Here is a 13561-nt window from a genome sequence, read left to right as displayed (position 1 = left end):
GGGTGGTGGGCTGCGCGAGGGGCGAGCGCGACGGGACGATGCCGCTCGCCGAGTCCCGTGCCACAGCCGCGCTGTCCGAAGCCGTGGCTCGTGGAGCCTCATCCAAGGAGAACCGACGATGGACCCCACACCCGGTGGACGGGCGTTCCGGAAGCTGTGGGCAGCCACCGCCACGTCGAACCTTTCGGACGGGGTGAGCCTGGCCGCAGCACCGCTGCTCGCGGCCACCGTGACACATGACCCGGCGCTGATCGCCGGCATCACCGTGGCGCAGAGGGCCCCGTGGCTGGTCCTGGCCTTCATGTCCGGGGCCCTCGCGGACCGGCTGGACCGAAAGCGCGTCGCCCAGGCGGCGAACTGGATCCGCGTGGCCGGGTTCGCGGCTCTCGCGGTGGCGGTCCTCGGCGACGCCGTCGGCATGCCGCTGCTCTATGCCGTCTTCTTCGCCATCGGGACGGCCGAGACGCTCTACGACAGTGCGTCGTCCGCGTGGCTTCCGACCCTGGTGGCCCCGGACGACCTGGGCCGGGCCAACGGACGGCTGCAGACCACGTTCGTCGTGTGCAACGAGTTCGTCGGACCGCCGATGGGCGGATTCCTCTTGGCCTCCGCGGCCGCCGCCCCGTTCGTGCTCGGAGCCGGCGGCTATCTGGCCGCCGTCGGCCTGCTGACGCTGATTCCCTCGGCCACCCGGCACCGGAAGGAGCCGGCCGCGGAGCCCCTGAGCGTGCGAGGCATCGCCGCGGACATCGCCGTCGGCGCGCGGTGGTACTGGTCGTCGCCGACGCTGCGGTCGCTGAGCATCGTCGCGGCGACGGGCAACGCCGTCAGCGCCGCCACCTACGGCATCCTCGTACTCCTGGCCACGGACGTGTTGGGTGTCACCTCGGGCTGGTACGGCGTACTGCTCGCGGCCGGCGCCATCGGCGCGGTCGTCGGCGGCCTCGTGGCCGGCAAGGTCGGCGAGTGGATGCCGCTGGGCACGCTGATCCTGGTGACGAACCTCCTGTCGGCCGGATCCGTCATCGGCATGGGACTGGCGATCAGCCCGGCTGTCACCGTCGCCTTCATGGCGCTGGACGGCTTCGTCGTCCTGATCCAGACCATCCACGTCGTCACCCTCCGACAGCAGATCGTGCCGAACGAGCTGATGGGCCGCGTCACCGCGGCCTACCGGTCCGTCGCCGTGGGCGCCTTCACCGTCGGAGGAGTAGCGGGCGGCCTGGTGGCGAAGTTCTTCGGAATCCCCGCCGCCTTCTACGCCGGCGGTACCGCCATGGCGCTCACCGCCTTCGCGGTCCTGCCCGTGCTGAACGACAAGCGCCTCGCCCAGGTGAAGGAAGAGGCGGCAGACCCGCCCGAGTCGCGGCAAGCGGAAGGCACGACGAGGTCCGGCAGCGCCCCGTGAGGATTGAGGGGGTCCGGACAACAGAGAAAGGTCCAGGTCGCTGACCCGGGGCTTCGGGAAGCCGCCTCAGTGCGCTCCCAGGCCCCCGTCCGAGGCCGACACGACTCCCGACTCGTACGCCGCGATCACCAGCTGGGCGCGGTCGCGGGCGGCCAGTACCTCCGCGGGCGGGGCGTCCTTGAGGAGGAAACCCGCGGCGCCGGCCCGCAGGGCCGCGTAGACGTACTCGTCGAGGTCGAACGTGGTCAGGATCAGCACCCGTACGCCGGTGGTCTCGGGGGAGCCGCAGATCCGCCGGGTCGCCTCGATGCCGTCCATGACCGGCATCCGGACGTCCATCAGGACCACGTCCGGACGGTGCAGGAGGGCGAGTTCGACGGCCTCCGCCCCGTCGCCCGCCTCGCCGAGGCCGAAGGCCCTGCCCGGTCCGGACAAGGACGAAGGCCCTGGTCTCGGGACCAGGGCCTTCTCTCACGAGTGGACGACCGTCAGAAGTCGATCACCTCGCGGTCCAGCGGGTACTTCGACCGGTGCACGCCGTCGTGCGGCGAGGGCTGGATCGGCAGGACGCCGGTCGGCTGCAGGCCGAGGTTGTCGTCCCACAGCCGCGGCGCGACGTGTCCGGCGACCCGGAACTCCCGGAAGGTGAAGGGAGGGCTGTCGGTCGGGAAGAACTCCGCCGTCGTCATCACCTGGAAGTGCAGGTGAGGGGTGGTGGAATTACCGCTGTTGCCGATCAGCCCGAGGGTCTGGCCGGGTTCGACGCAGTCCCCCTCCCGAACCTTCAGCGAACCGGGAGCCAGGTGACCGTAGAGGAGGTACTTGCCGGGTGCGACCTCCAGCGTGATGTGGTTGCCCACGGTGTCCGCGATCGGCGGGATGGGGGGCGACACGGGCGGCCGGTTGTCCGGGATGCCGTCCTGGACCTCCACCACCCGGCCGCGCGTCGATGCCACGACCGGCCGGCGGTAGCTCAGGTAGCTGGCGAGCCGCGTGGGGTCGCCCTCCCAGGTCTGTCCCTTTCCTCCGACCCGGTACCAGTCGATCGCGAAGCGCTGCGGCACGTAGAAGCGGCCGTTGATCGGCGCGAAGCCGCGCCGGTGGTGGGTGTTGCCGCAGCACGCCTCGCTGGCGTACCAGGTGCCCGGGAGCACCGGCGGGTGCAGGTCGAGCGGAGCCGTACGGGCGGTCGGGGTGGACTGCACCGTCTCCTCGAACGGAGAGGTGCCCGACGCGTTCAGGATGGCGCCCACCAGGTGGTGTTCGAGTACCGCGGGCACGCGCTGCCCGTGGTCGAGGGCCAGGTCGATCCAGATGATCCACTGCTGGGAGCCCTGGATGACGGTCGGCGTCGGCGGTGGCGGCGGCGGCGTGTACCCGTCCGCCCCCGGCAGGGGGTCACCCACCGGGTTGGCGGCCGCGCCCAGTGCCTGTCCGCTCAGCGAGCCGATGACCCGGTGGGTTTTCGCGTCCTGGATTTCCACCCGGTCGAGGCGCACCCGAGAACTGCTGGGCAGAGCACTGGTGGTGAGCAGCTCGTACGACAGGTGCACCTTGCCGTCCGTGGCTTCGACCGGCGCGGGCTTGGTCAGCACCGCTGCGGTGAGCGGGGTGAACTGTGTGCCGGGCGGGAGTGTGGCTCCGTGCCCGGGCACGACCGCGGTCGCCGTGACGATCGCACCGAGCGCGACGCCGACGAGCCCGCGGAGCAGTGCCCGGCGGCCGATGGATGTGGGGGAGTTCCGGTGTGCCATGTGGTCCCCGTCGATCGTCGAGGCCGGCAGCTCCCGGGGGAGGAGCGCCGGTACGCCCCGGGGGCGGAGACGCAGGCCCATGCAACCCGGCGACGGCCCGGTCCTGGCGGATGCTCCGCGGCCCCACGCCGGATTTGCACCCGACCGGGCTCACCGCCACCGGTCGAGTCCCCGGTCGGACCGGTCGATGCTCGCGGGAGCGATCGCAGGTGCGCGGAGTACCGTGAGATCACGGCGGTGACTCGTCGGTGACTCGTCGGCCATGAGGTGTCGGCGGCCCCGCACAGCCCGCCGAAATCCCTCTCGCCACGCTTCCCGAACCGGTGACAGGCGGTGACGGATCGTGGCAGACCGCAAGGAGTCGGCATGATCCAGATGGCGGACATCCGTGAGTGGAGAACCCACGACGTCGTGGACGCGCGGGGCCACAGGATCGGAGAGCTGGAGGCGGTCTACGTCGACACCAGCACCGATGAGCCGGCCATGGCCACGATCCGGGTCGGTCTGCCCACCCGCCACCGTCTGGTGTTCGCCCCCCTGGACGGTGCGACGGTGGGGCCGGGCTATGTGCGGGTCGCCCACGACAAGGCACTGGTGAAGCAGTGCCCTTCGATCGGCACCGACGACGTACTTCCTGCCGAGGACGAGGAAGAGGTCTTCCGGCACTACGGCCTTCCCTACGAGCCCGGGGCGAACGGTGAACGCCAACTGGCCCGCCGCTGAGCCCGCCGACCACGGGCTCAATCGACTCAGTCCGAGGCCGGCGGAGGGGATGATTCGGCGGCGCGGCGGTACTCGGCGTTGATGCGCTGGGCTTCTTCGAGCTGGTCTTCGAGGATGATGATGCGGCAGGCGGCCTCGATGGGGGTGCCCTGGTCGACCAGCTCCCGGGCGCGGGCGGCGATGCGCAGCTGGTAGCGGGAGTAGCGGCGGTGGCCGCCGCCGGAGCGAAGCGGAGTGATGAGGCGCGCTTCACCGAGGGCGCGCAGGAATCCCTGGGTGGTGCCGATCATCTCGGCGGCCCGGCCCATCGTGTAGGCGGGGTAGTCGTCGTCGTCGAGACGGTCGAAGGAGTTGTCTGCTGTCACTTGCACCTCTCTGGTGAACGCGTGGAGGGGCCCTGGTGCCGTACTGGCACCAGGGCCCCGAAGGAACTACTACACCATCTGCCGGTCCTGATACTGCACCGGCCTTCTGTTTCCGCCGACCCGACCGAGACGCTGTCGGGAACGCGGGGATCGCGGTTGCTTGACCGGAGACCACCTCACTATCGATGTCCTGCGGTACCCGGGCTCAAGAATTCCGCCCGGGCGATCCTGATGGCGCTCGGCTCCTCCGTTCTTCCCTCGGTGATCAACTGTTTCCCAACGGGGGACTGCGTACTGCTGGTACTGCGTACTGCTTGTACTGCTTGTACTGCGTACTGCCGGTACTTCTCCTGCGTACTGCACTGACGGGTACCGCGACTGCCATGACTGCGGTCCCGTTCGTGGCGGCCCCTGATCACTGCGGGCCACCCGGTCCGGTCGTCAGTCCCGTCGCCGTCCTGCGAAAACCCTGGCTTCGGAACTCCACCACCGAACCGCCCTGCCAACTGCACCTGCGGGTACTGCTGCCCGGCAGTTCGTCTCTGCCAGGCCCTCTTGTCTCGCTGGGCTACGACAGAAACCATAACCACGCCACCACCCAATGTCTACTCTGGCCGAGGTAGATTTTTATGTGTCGGGAGAAGAGCTAGTCCTTCACGGCCGGTCCAGGATGTGCGGAGCCGCCTCCACCGCAGGTGGGGCGCGGGACGGCCGGTGAATAGAATCGGGTCTCATGTCGAAGCCTGACGAGCTGCTCGTTGACGTCGCCGCCCTGGTGGAGTCCGGGCAGAGCAATCAGATGTCCCTGACCGTGGTCACCGGTGGTGCTGTCATCACCGGTCGACTGGCTCCCGAAGCCGTGTGGAGGCAGCGGGTGTCGGAGGTCCTGACGGACTCGGCCCGCTTGGGCGAGTTCTCCGCCGTCTTCACCGCCATGTCACGCGGTGAGGGCCCGCCCACGCACCTGCACTTCCACGTGGCCCGCATCCTTCAGGGCACGGTGGGGATCCCCGAGACGGGCGGGATGTACCGCGTCGCGATCGCGGACGTCAGCGCCTGGACCATGGGCGACTTCAGCTACTCCGACCACTGACACAGCGCCGCTGGGGAAACCCTCGGCACGCGGGAGGGCCCGACCGGCACGTGTGCCGGTCGGGCCCTCCTGGTGTTTCGATGGCGGCTCGCGCCGGTCCCGTCGGTCAGACGGCGACCGGGGTGCCGAGCAGCGCGGACGCCTGCTGGACCGGGCTGAGGCCGGGTGCGTGGGCATCGGCGTCGGGAAGCCCCCGGCAGGTGAAGCCGAGCCGGGTCATGGCCCTCAGGACTTCGCCGGCGCTGAAGTCACGGCGGTCCTGGCGGGTGACGACCTGGCCGACCTGCTTGGCGGGGTAGGTGCGGCGGCCGATGATCACGGATTCGCCGGTGACCGGCTCGGGCTTGATGCCCTTCATGGATTCCAGGACGCCGCTCTTGGTCAGATCGAACGGGAACCGGGCGATGACACAACGCATGGTGCCTCACAGGGAGAAGGGGAGAAGGGACCGGCCGCGACGAGTCGGTTCAGGCGGGAGCGCCCGGAGCGCGGCCGTACCCGGCCGCGACGGGCAGGGCGCCGCTCCGACGGTTTCTCGTCGGGACGTCGCGCAGCCGGATGCGGTCCGTGTACGCGCTGCTGTCACGGACGGCGGCGAGCTGGGCCCGGGTCACCAGGCGGGTGCACAGACCGTCGTCGTCACAGATGAGCAGATGCCCCGCACGGGCACTGATCACGACGGACAGGGCCACTTCCACGGTCATGTCGTCACCGACCCTCGGTGCGGCCGTTTCCGTGGCGTCGGCCATCGCCCTGTCCACAGGGGTGGCGTTCTTCCTGTCCACGGGGGTGGCGTTCGCCGAGCGGGGCTGCGTCTGGACCAGCGTCAAAATGCCTCCTGCGGAGATGGGTCGGTTTCCTGTGCACGGGGCGTAAGGACCGCCGGGCCGGCGCCGGACCGCCGCGGGCTCACGCGCCGGACCGCTGCGCGCTCGCGCGGCGGGCCGCCGAGGCGGCGCTCCGTCGACCGCGGGACACCGGGCCGCGCTTGCGCTGCTCGGCCGGCGGCGCGGTGATGGTGACCGGGACGCCGGAGGGGGTCCGGGCGCCGGTGATCCGGTGGAGCGCTTCCTCGCCGGAGCGGACCTGGGTGGTCTTGGGCACGATGCCGGCGTCGGCCATGAGGCGGGTCAGGCCGCGCCGCTGGTTGGCGGTGACCAGGGTGACGACGCTGCCGGACTCACCCGCGCGGGCGGTGCGGCCGCCGCGGTGGAGGTAGTCCTTGTGGTCGGTCGGCGGGTCCACGTTGACGACGAGGTCGAGGTTGTCGACGTGGATGCCACGGGCGGCGACGTTCGTGGCGACCAGGACGGTGACGTGGCCCGTCTTGAACTGGGCGAGGGTGCGGGTGCGCTGGGGCTGGGACTTGCCGCCGTGGAGCCCCGCGGCGCGCACTCCGCTGTCGAGGAGGTCCTGGGTGAGCCGGTCCACGGCGTGCTTGGTGTCCAGGAACATGATCACCCGGCCCTCGCGCGCCGCGATCTCCGTCGTCACGCGGTGCTTGTCGGCGCCGTGCACGTGCAGGAGGTGGTGCTCCATCGTGGTGACCGCGCCCTGGGAGGGGTCGACGGAGTGGACGACGGGGTCGGTGAGGTAGCGGCGGACCAGGAGGTCGACGTTGCGGTCCAGGGTGGCGGAGAACAGCATCCGCTGGCCGTCGGGGCGCACCTGGTCCAGGAGAGCGGTGACCTGGGGCATGAAGCCCATGTCGGCCATCTGGTCGGCCTCGTCCAGGACGGTGATCGCGACCTGGTCCAGCCCGCAGTCGCCTCGGTCGATGAGGTCCTTGAGGCGCCCGGGGGTGGCGACGACGACCTCGGCACCGCCGCGCAGGGCGCCGGCCTGGCGCCCGATGGGCATGCCGCCGACCACGGTCGCCAGCCGCAGCCTGACGGCGCGAGCGTACGGAGTGAGGGCGTCGGTCACCTGCTGGGCCAGCTCGCGGGTGGGGACCAGGACGAGGGCGATCGGCCGGCGGGGCTCGGCGCGCCGCCCGGCGGTGCGGGCGAGGAGGGCCAGGCCGAAGGCGAGGGTCTTGCCGGAGCCGGTCCGGCCGCGGCCCAGCACGTCGCGGCCCACGAGGGAGTTCGGCAGGGTCGCGCCCTGGATCGGGAACGGCACGGACACGCCCTGCGCGGTGAGCGCGGCCAGGAGCTCCCTGGGCATGTCGAGTTCGCCGAACGACTCGACGGCGGGCAGCGGGGGCGTGATCGTCTTCGGGAGGGCGAACTCTCCCTGCACCGCGGCGGGCCGACGGCCGCGGCCGCCCGAGCGGCTCGGGTCTCCCGCACGGCTGGGGGCGGACGAACCGAAGCGACCGGCCCGGACGGGAGCGGCGGTGGAGCCGAAGGAGGGGCCGCCGGCGCGGCGGCGTCCGTGGGAGGAGCGGCTATTCGTACGTGTGGGGTTCATTCGGAACCTTCCTTGATGCGGCACGTCATCAAGGAATTCCCGCAGCGGTGGAGCTGCGCGGGGAACCAAAAGAACGGGCCGATGAGAATGCGAAAGCGAATCTCGCCCGCATGGAATCCGTATCGGCGCAGGCGCTGAAATCCGAGGTCCGTGGGCGGCGGGGACCGGCGGTCGTCCTGCCGGTGAAACCGCTGCCGGAAAATGCGTGTAGCCGGGACCCGCACCCCGAGGGATGCGGGTCCCGGCTACGAACTACGCGTCAGCTTCAGGCGGGAACGATGTTCTCGGCCGTCGGGCCCTTCTGGCCCTGCGCGATGTCGAAGGTGACCTTCTGGCCCTCCTGCAGCTCGCGGAAGCCCTGGGCGGCGATGTTCGAGTAGTGGGCGAACACGTCGGGGCCGCCACCGTCCTGCTCGATGAAGCCGAAGCCCTTTTCCGCGTTGAACCACTTCACGGTGCCAGCAGCCATGTCATATCTCCTTTGGGCAGTACACCGGCACCCGCACTTTACGGATGCCGTGTCGCCGCGATGATGCCCTGCCCGGAAAATGACCGGAAGTAAAAAGCGCTCCCAAGCGGCGGAAGGCCGCCTGAAGGCACTTGAAGTCTTTGGGTACCAAAACTGCAACTGATATCGACAGTAGCATGCCGCAGCGGTTTCTGTGCGGAGAGCAATCGCTCTCCGTGCGTTGCGGTAAAAACTCTCACTGCGGGGCCCGGTAAATTCTCGGCCCGCGGTCATAGATATTGACTCGCCCCGAGTGCAGCATTTCGGAAGGACGGCCCGAGCCTCCGGCATCGCCCGTCGGGCCGCCGCCTCGTCGTCCGCTGTCGGTGTCGGCCGGCGTGGGGAGCCGTCGTCTTACGGGCCGTCCGCCTCGTGTTCCCTGATCGCCGCCTCCACCAGGGCGCGCGCCGCCCAGGTGATGGCCTCCTCCTCGGCCTCCGGGCCCAGGCCGCGGACGTCGCGCAGGGCGATCTGCGCTTCCCAGCCGACCACGATGGTCAGGGCCGAGATCAGCCGCTGGTACGACTCCTGGCTCAGCGTGTCGCGGAGCGGTTCGCAGGCCTGCTCCAGCCACTGGATCCGGCGAGGGCCGCGGCGCGGCCCGGTCGGCTCCGGAGTCTCGCCTGCCGGTTGATCGACGGTCAGGCGGATCAGTCGGCGGCCGAGAGGAAGCGACTGCGGTGAGTACGTCAACAGCGTCCTTATGAGGGCGTCCACCCGGCCCGCGGGGTCGCCGGTCAGTGCGGGGTCGTTCAGCGCTTCCTCGACCGGGGGCTCGTTGAGCGCGCCGGCGGTCGCGTCGATCAGTAGGTGGTCGAGGCTCGGGAAGTACGCGTAGACCGTGCGCCGCGACACGTCGGCGTCGGCCGCGATCTCGTCGATGGACGGTGTCGCTCCGCCGGCGCTCAGCCGGACCGCCGCCTCGACGATCGCCTTGCGGGTGCGGCGGCGCTGCGCTTCACGGCCGCCGCGGCGGACCGGATCGTCACTGGTCATCGTGGCCTCTCGCTCCCGGATCGGGTCGGTGGGCTCTTGACGCCCCCTCAGGGCATAAGTATATCTTCATGCAGTCGCTGCACAGCAGTGCAGTGACAGCACAATCGTGAACTCAATGTGGGGCAGGTCACACAGCCGTACCTGTCACAGGAACCCGGGCGTCGGTGTCTTGAGGTCGACCCCTTGAAGTGGAGGACGCACCATGAACGAGAACACCGATGTGGTCGTGATCGGCGGAGGGTACGCGGGCGTCATGGCGGCCAACCGTCTGACGCAGCGCGGTGACGTGACGGTGACGCTGGTCAATCCGCGCCCGGACTTCGTCCACCGCATCCGCCTCCACCAGTTGGTGGGCGGCACCGACACGGCGGTCGTCGACTACCGGGAGGTCCTGGCCGAGGGCATACGGCTGGTGGTCGACAGCGTGACCCGGATCGACTCGGCCGGGCGTGCCGTGGAGCTGGCGGGCGGCGGCACGGTCGGCTACGACTATCTGGTCTACGCGGTGGGCAGTGGCAGCGCAGACCCGAGCGTGCCCGGGGCGGCCGAGTTCGCCCATCCCCTCGGCACCTTCGAGGAGGCCGGGCGGCTGCGGCCGATCCTCGACGCCGCGCCCGCGACGGCCGCGGTGACGGTGGTAGGAGCCGGTCCGACCGGCATCGAGACCGCCGCCGAACTTTCGGAGGCGGGCCGCGCGGTGACGCTGGTGTGCGGCGGGGAGCTCGGCCCGTACCTGCACCCCCGGGGCCGGCGCTCGGTCGCCCAGCGGCTGGCCAGACTCGGGGTGACCGTCCTCGACGGCCCCGGCACGAAGGTGACGGCCGTGACCCGCGACGCCGTACGGCTCGCCGACGGCCGCACGCTGTCGAGCGAGGTGACCATCTGGACCGTCGGCTTCGGCGTACCGGACCTGGCGGTGCGCAGTGGGCTGAGCACCGACGCCCTGGGCCGGCTGCTCACGGACGAGACGCTGACCAGCGTGGACGACGAACGGATCATCGCCGCCGGGGACTCGGCGGCGCCGTCGGGCCTGCCGCTGCGGATGAGTTGCCAGGCCGCGATGCCGATGGGCGCGCGCGCCGCCGACACGGTGCTGGCCCGGATCGCGGGTGACCGGCCCGAGACCCTCAACCAGTCCTTCGCGGCCCAGTGCATCAGCCTGGGCCGGGCGGACGGCATCTTCCAGTTCGCCAACCGGGCCGACGTCGCGGTGTGGTTCAACATCGACGGCCGCCTGGGCGCCAAGCTCAAGGAGGCCGTCTGCAAGGGCGTCGTCAAGCACCTGGCCGACGAGGCCGCCAAGCCGGGCGGCTACCGCCTGCACCGCGTCTCGGGAGGCGCCACGCGACAGCGACTGCTCCAGGCCGAGCAAGCCGGTCAGGCCGAAGCGCCGGTGGCAGTGGCCGCGCTGTGAGCATCGGGGCCGTCGGTCAGGCGAAGGTCCGGGTTCGGTCATGGCGGGGAGCCTCTTGCGCGCCCCGTGAGGACGATCGGCGGAGAAGCCCGGTGCTGGTGCCTGCTTGGCGATCTTTTCCGGCGGCCCTGCAACCGGGACCGCTTCGGCCCGCGTGTCGATGATCTGAGAAGCGAGCGCGGAGCGGAACCGGCGGGGCAGCGAAGCGAGCGCGGGACAGTGAACGGACGGAAGGCGACACAGCGTGGGGCACGACCAGGTTCTCGAAGCGTTTCAGCTGGAATGCGGAGCCCTCGGCGACGCCGTGGCCGGACTGTCCGAGACCGAGTGGGACCTGCCGACACGCTGCACTCCCTGGACCGTACGCGACCTGCTCGGGCACGTATGTGTGGTGATCGACTGGCTTCCGGCCATGCTGGACGCGCCGGAACCAGGCGAGGCGGAGATCTCCGCGGTGGAGTACTACCGCCCGGACGACCGCTTCTCACCGCAGACCAACGGCAAGAGGATCGCCTTGGCCCAGGACCGTGCGGCGCGGCCGGCCGACGGAGCCGCCCGCGCCGAGGACTTCGCCGCGACGTGGCGGCGGGTCGACCGGCTGTGCCGGGCCCAAGCGGGCGGTCGGACCGTGCGGACACGCCATGGCGACGCCATGCTCCTCTCGGAGTTCGTCCTCACCCGCGTCGTGGAAGTCGCCGTCCACGGCCTCGACCTGGCCGACGCACTCGGGCGCGAGGCCTGGCTCACCCCGGCAGCCGGTGACGCGGTGACGGAGCTGCTCCTCGGCCCGGAGCACGCCCCGGCGGCCGACAAGCTGGGATGGAGCCGGTCCCACTTCCTGCGCAAGGCCACCGGCCGAGAGCCGTTGGACGAAGCGGAGGCCGTACAGGTCGAACGGCTCGGCATCCGCTGGCTCGCCCTGGGTTGATCTCCGTGCCCGCCGTAATCCCGCGCAATGAGGTCGATCGCGGCCGGTTCAGCGGTCCGGTCGTCGAAGTCGCCGTCCGCGACCCCGGCCGAGGCGCCGATGCGTCAGGCCCTGAGAACCCGTGGTGACCGCTGTTCACCGGCTTGAAGGGCACGACTGGGGCACCCTCGGGCTCGCCCTCCCCGCCTTCGCCTGGCGCCCTCCGGCGGTCCCCCTCGCAAGGGCCGACAACGACGAAGCCCCAGGTCGCTGACCTGGGGCTTCGTAAGAAGAGCGGATGACGGGAATCGAACCCGCGCTATAAGCTTGGGAAGCTCATGTTCTACCATTAAACTACATCCGCACAGCGGCCGTATGAACGGTGCCGCATCGTTGCACACTGTACCCCATGCGCCACTTGCGGCGAAGCTCACGCCTCCGCGTGTGCGGAGCGCCGCCTGGAGGGTGTCCTGTTGATCCCCTAATGTGGCTGTCTCGTCCACCGCATGTGTAGGGGAAGGGACTTGATGGGTTCCATGGAGCGCACCGTCGTCCGCTGTGCCGAGGGGCACGTGTTCAGTACCGCCTCGTTTCCGCTTCAGCAGCTCGGGGCCGGGCGGATCGGGCCCGGGCGGCTCATTCGGTGTCCGCGGTGTGCGCGGTTGCGGCACGCGGTGCCCGTGGTGCTCGGACAGCGCTGAGCCGGACCACTGAGCCGGACCGCTGATCCGGACCGCTGAGCCCGACCGCTGAGCCGGGAGGGGCCGAGGGGCCCGAGGGGCCCGGGGGGCCGAGGGGCCCGGGGCGCGTGACCCTGCCGATTGGGGCAGGTCCGCGCCCTCTGCGTATCGTGGGGGCGTGCTTCTCTCAGACAAGGACATCCGGGCCGAGATCGACGCCGGACGGGTGCGCATCGACCCGTACGACGAATCCATGGTGCAGCCCTCGAGCATCGACGTGAGGCTTGACCGCTTCTTCCGGGTGTTCGAGAACCACCGCTACCCCCACATCGACCCCGCCGTCGAGCAGCTCGACCTGACCCGTGAGGTCGAGCCGGAGGGTGACGAGGCGTTCATCCTCCACCCGGGCGAGTTCGTGCTCGCCTCGACCTACGAGGTCATCAGCCTCCCGGACGACATCGCGTCGCGTCTGGAGGGGAAGAGCTCCCTCGGGCGGCTCGGGCTCGTCACCCACTCGACCGCCGGGTTCATCGACCCCGGTTTCTCCGGGCACGTGACCCTGGAGCTGTCGAACCTCGCCACCCTGCCGATCAAGCTGTGGCCCGGCATGAAGATCGGCCAGCTCTGCATGTTCCGGCTGAGCTCCCCCGCCGAGTTCCCGTACGGGAGCGAGCGGTACGGCTCGCGGTACCAGGGCCAGCGGGGGCCGACGGCCTCCCGCTCCTTCATGAACTTCCATCGGACCCAGGTGTGAGGCGGTAGCCGGCATGAGTGAAGTACGCGAGAACCTGACGTACGAAGGCTTCGGCACCGCCGTCCGCGAGCTGGCGCAGACCATCGCCGACGACGGCTACGAGCCGGACATCGTGCTCTCCATCGCCCGCGGCGGTGTCTTCGTCGCCGGCGGTCTGGCCTACGCCCTCGACTGCAAGAACATCCACCTCGTGAACGTGGAGTTCTACACCGGGGTGGGCACCACCCTGGAGATGCCGGTCATGCTGGCGCCCGTGCCCGACGCGATCGACTTCAGCGACAAGAAGGTGCTGATCACCGACGACGTCGCCGACACCGGCAAGACGCTCAAGCTCGTCCACGACTTCTGCGTCGACCACGTCGCCGAGGTCCGTTCGGCCGTCATCTACGAGAAGTCGCACTCGCTCGTGAAGTGCGAGTACGTGTGGAAGAAGACCGACGAGTGGATCAACTTCCCCTGGTCGGTCGAGCCGCCCGTCGTGAAGCGCGAGGGCCAGGTTCTCGACGCCTGAGCCCCTCCGCCCTCCGCCCTCCGACCTGGTCACCTG

Annotated in this window: 14 protein-coding genes, 1 tRNA gene and 1 pseudogene; 7 read left to right on the top strand and 9 right to left on the bottom strand. The window is 70.3% G+C overall.

Annotation, left to right across the window (positions count from 1 at the left end; all coding sequences use genetic code 11):
- The first annotated feature begins 118 nt into the window (after positions 1 to 118).
- A complete protein-coding gene (locus ASC82_RS27000) occupies positions 119 to 1408 on the top strand; it encodes an MFS transporter (protein ID WP_056653275.1) in 1290 nt (429 codons plus the stop codon).
- A 153-nt stretch (positions 1409 to 1561) separates the two neighbouring features.
- Here ASC82_RS27000 and ASC82_RS26995 read toward each other — a convergent pair.
- Positions 1562 to 1883 (bottom strand): annotated as a pseudogene (locus tag ASC82_RS26995) (response regulator transcription factor); the annotation flags it as partial.
- A gap of 13 nt (positions 1884 to 1896) precedes the next feature.
- Positions 1897 to 3243, bottom strand: coding sequence for a M23 family metallopeptidase (locus tag ASC82_RS26990; protein ID WP_242427793.1), 1347 nt, complete (start codon positions 3241 to 3243; stop codon positions 1897 to 1899).
- 285 nt (positions 3244 to 3528) lie between these two features.
- On the opposite strand from ASC82_RS26990, the gene ASC82_RS26985 reads away from it, so the two are divergent.
- Positions 3529 to 3885: a PRC-barrel domain-containing protein gene (locus tag ASC82_RS26985; protein WP_056653271.1), complete on the top strand. Its 357-nt coding sequence runs from the start codon at positions 3529 to 3531 to the stop codon at positions 3883 to 3885.
- Positions 3886 to 3911: 26 nt separating this feature from the next.
- Here ASC82_RS26985 and ASC82_RS26980 read toward each other — a convergent pair whose 3' ends face one another.
- The gene (locus ASC82_RS26980; RefSeq protein ID WP_056653267.1) at positions 3912 to 4250 is read right to left on the bottom strand and encodes a MerR family transcriptional regulator; all 339 of its coding nucleotides are present in this window, start codon (positions 4248 to 4250) and stop codon (positions 3912 to 3914) included.
- 733 nt (positions 4251 to 4983) lie between these two features.
- Here ASC82_RS26980 and ASC82_RS26975 point away from each other — a divergent pair.
- The gene (locus ASC82_RS26975) at positions 4984 to 5343 is read left to right on the top strand and encodes a hypothetical protein (protein WP_056653266.1); all 360 of its coding nucleotides are present in this window, start codon (positions 4984 to 4986) and stop codon (positions 5341 to 5343) included.
- A 106-nt stretch (positions 5344 to 5449) separates the two neighbouring features.
- On the opposite strand, the gene ASC82_RS26970 is transcribed toward ASC82_RS26975, so the two are convergent.
- The 5 genes from ASC82_RS26970 to ASC82_RS26950 all read right to left on the bottom strand — a co-directional run bounded on the left by ASC82_RS26970 (position 5450) and on the right by ASC82_RS26950 (position 9259).
- A complete protein-coding gene (locus tag ASC82_RS26970; protein WP_056653261.1) occupies positions 5450 to 5761 on the bottom strand; it encodes an SCO5918 family protein in 312 nt (103 codons plus the stop codon).
- A gap of 49 nt (positions 5762 to 5810) precedes the next feature.
- A complete protein-coding gene (locus tag ASC82_RS26965) occupies positions 5811 to 6173 on the bottom strand; it encodes a CBS domain-containing protein (RefSeq protein WP_056653258.1) in 363 nt (120 codons plus the stop codon).
- Between the two features lie 79 nt (positions 6174 to 6252).
- Positions 6253 to 7755 carry a DEAD/DEAH box helicase gene (locus ASC82_RS26960; RefSeq protein ID WP_056653254.1) on the bottom strand — a complete coding sequence of 501 codons (1503 nt, stop codon included), beginning with the start codon at positions 7753 to 7755 and terminating at the stop codon, positions 6253 to 6255.
- Positions 7756 to 8020: 265 nt separating this feature from the next.
- On the bottom strand, positions 8021 to 8224 hold the full coding sequence (locus ASC82_RS26955) for a cold-shock protein (RefSeq protein ID WP_020133169.1): 204 nt from the start codon (positions 8222 to 8224) through the stop codon (positions 8021 to 8023).
- 393 nt (positions 8225 to 8617) lie between these two features.
- The gene (locus tag ASC82_RS26950; protein ID WP_056653250.1) at positions 8618 to 9259 is read right to left on the bottom strand and encodes a TetR/AcrR family transcriptional regulator; all 642 of its coding nucleotides are present in this window, start codon (positions 9257 to 9259) and stop codon (positions 8618 to 8620) included.
- Between the two features lie 202 nt (positions 9260 to 9461).
- Here ASC82_RS26950 and ASC82_RS26945 point away from each other — a divergent pair, with 202 nt between their 5' ends.
- Together ASC82_RS26945 and ASC82_RS26940 are read left to right on the top strand one after the other, a co-directional pair.
- Positions 9462 to 10673 (top strand): FAD-dependent oxidoreductase, encoded by a 1212-nt coding sequence (locus tag ASC82_RS26945; RefSeq protein WP_056653245.1) that lies wholly within the window; start codon positions 9462 to 9464, stop codon positions 10671 to 10673.
- Positions 10674 to 10917: 244 nt separating this feature from the next.
- A complete protein-coding gene (locus ASC82_RS26940; RefSeq protein ID WP_079039502.1) occupies positions 10918 to 11601 on the top strand; it encodes a maleylpyruvate isomerase N-terminal domain-containing protein in 684 nt (227 codons plus the stop codon).
- 272 nt (positions 11602 to 11873) lie between these two features.
- Here ASC82_RS26940 and ASC82_RS26935 read toward each other — a convergent pair.
- Positions 11874 to 11944: transfer RNA gene (locus ASC82_RS26935), tRNA-Gly, on the bottom strand.
- A 494-nt stretch (positions 11945 to 12438) separates the two neighbouring features.
- Between ASC82_RS26935 and dcd the strand changes: the two genes are divergently transcribed.
- Complete coding sequence (gene dcd, locus ASC82_RS26930; protein ID WP_056653242.1) at positions 12439 to 13014, top strand: dCTP deaminase; 576 nt, start codon at positions 12439 to 12441, stop codon at positions 13012 to 13014.
- Positions 13015 to 13027: 13 nt separating this feature from the next.
- Positions 13028 to 13525, top strand: coding sequence for a phosphoribosyltransferase (locus tag ASC82_RS26925; protein WP_024755952.1), 498 nt, complete (start codon positions 13028 to 13030; stop codon positions 13523 to 13525).
- Positions 13526 to 13561 lie beyond the last annotated feature (36 nt).

Origin of the sequence: Streptomyces sp. Root431 (assembly GCF_001426585.1) — a bacterium.
GTDB classification, from domain to species: Bacteria; Actinomycetota; Actinomycetes; order Streptomycetales; family Streptomycetaceae; genus Streptomyces; species Streptomyces stackebrandtii.
This window is presented reverse-complemented; position numbering and strand designations above follow the sequence as displayed.

What these genes read in the sequence shown, in the direction of transcription:
- ASC82_RS27000 (WP_056653275.1), top strand. Translation starts at nt 119, where the DNA reads ATGGACCCCACACCCGGTGGACGGGCGTTCCGGAAGCTGTGGGCAGCC.
- ASC82_RS26990 (WP_242427793.1), bottom strand. Translation starts at nt 3,243, where the DNA reads ATGGGCCTGCGTCTCCGCCCCCGGGGCGTACCGGCGCTCCTCCCCCGG.
- ASC82_RS26985 (WP_056653271.1), top strand. Translation starts at nt 3,529, where the DNA reads ATGATCCAGATGGCGGACATCCGTGAGTGGAGAACCCACGACGTCGTG.
- ASC82_RS26975 (WP_056653266.1), top strand. Translation starts at nt 4,984, where the DNA reads ATGTCGAAGCCTGACGAGCTGCTCGTTGACGTCGCCGCCCTGGTGGAG.
- ASC82_RS26970 (WP_056653261.1), bottom strand. Translation starts at nt 5,761, where the DNA reads ATGCGTTGTGTCATCGCCCGGTTCCCGTTCGATCTGACCAAGAGCGGC.
- ASC82_RS26960 (WP_056653254.1), bottom strand. Translation starts at nt 7,755, where the DNA reads ATGAACCCCACACGTACGAATAGCCGCTCCTCCCACGGACGCCGCCGC.
- ASC82_RS26955 (WP_020133169.1), bottom strand. Translation starts at nt 8,224, where the DNA reads ATGGCTGCTGGCACCGTGAAGTGGTTCAACGCGGAAAAGGGCTTCGGC.
- ASC82_RS26950 (WP_056653250.1), bottom strand. Translation starts at nt 9,259, where the DNA reads ATGACCAGTGACGATCCGGTCCGCCGCGGCGGCCGTGAAGCGCAGCGC.
- ASC82_RS26945 (WP_056653245.1), top strand. Translation starts at nt 9,462, where the DNA reads ATGAACGAGAACACCGATGTGGTCGTGATCGGCGGAGGGTACGCGGGC.
- ASC82_RS26925 (WP_024755952.1), top strand. Translation starts at nt 13,028, where the DNA reads ATGAGTGAAGTACGCGAGAACCTGACGTACGAAGGCTTCGGCACCGCC.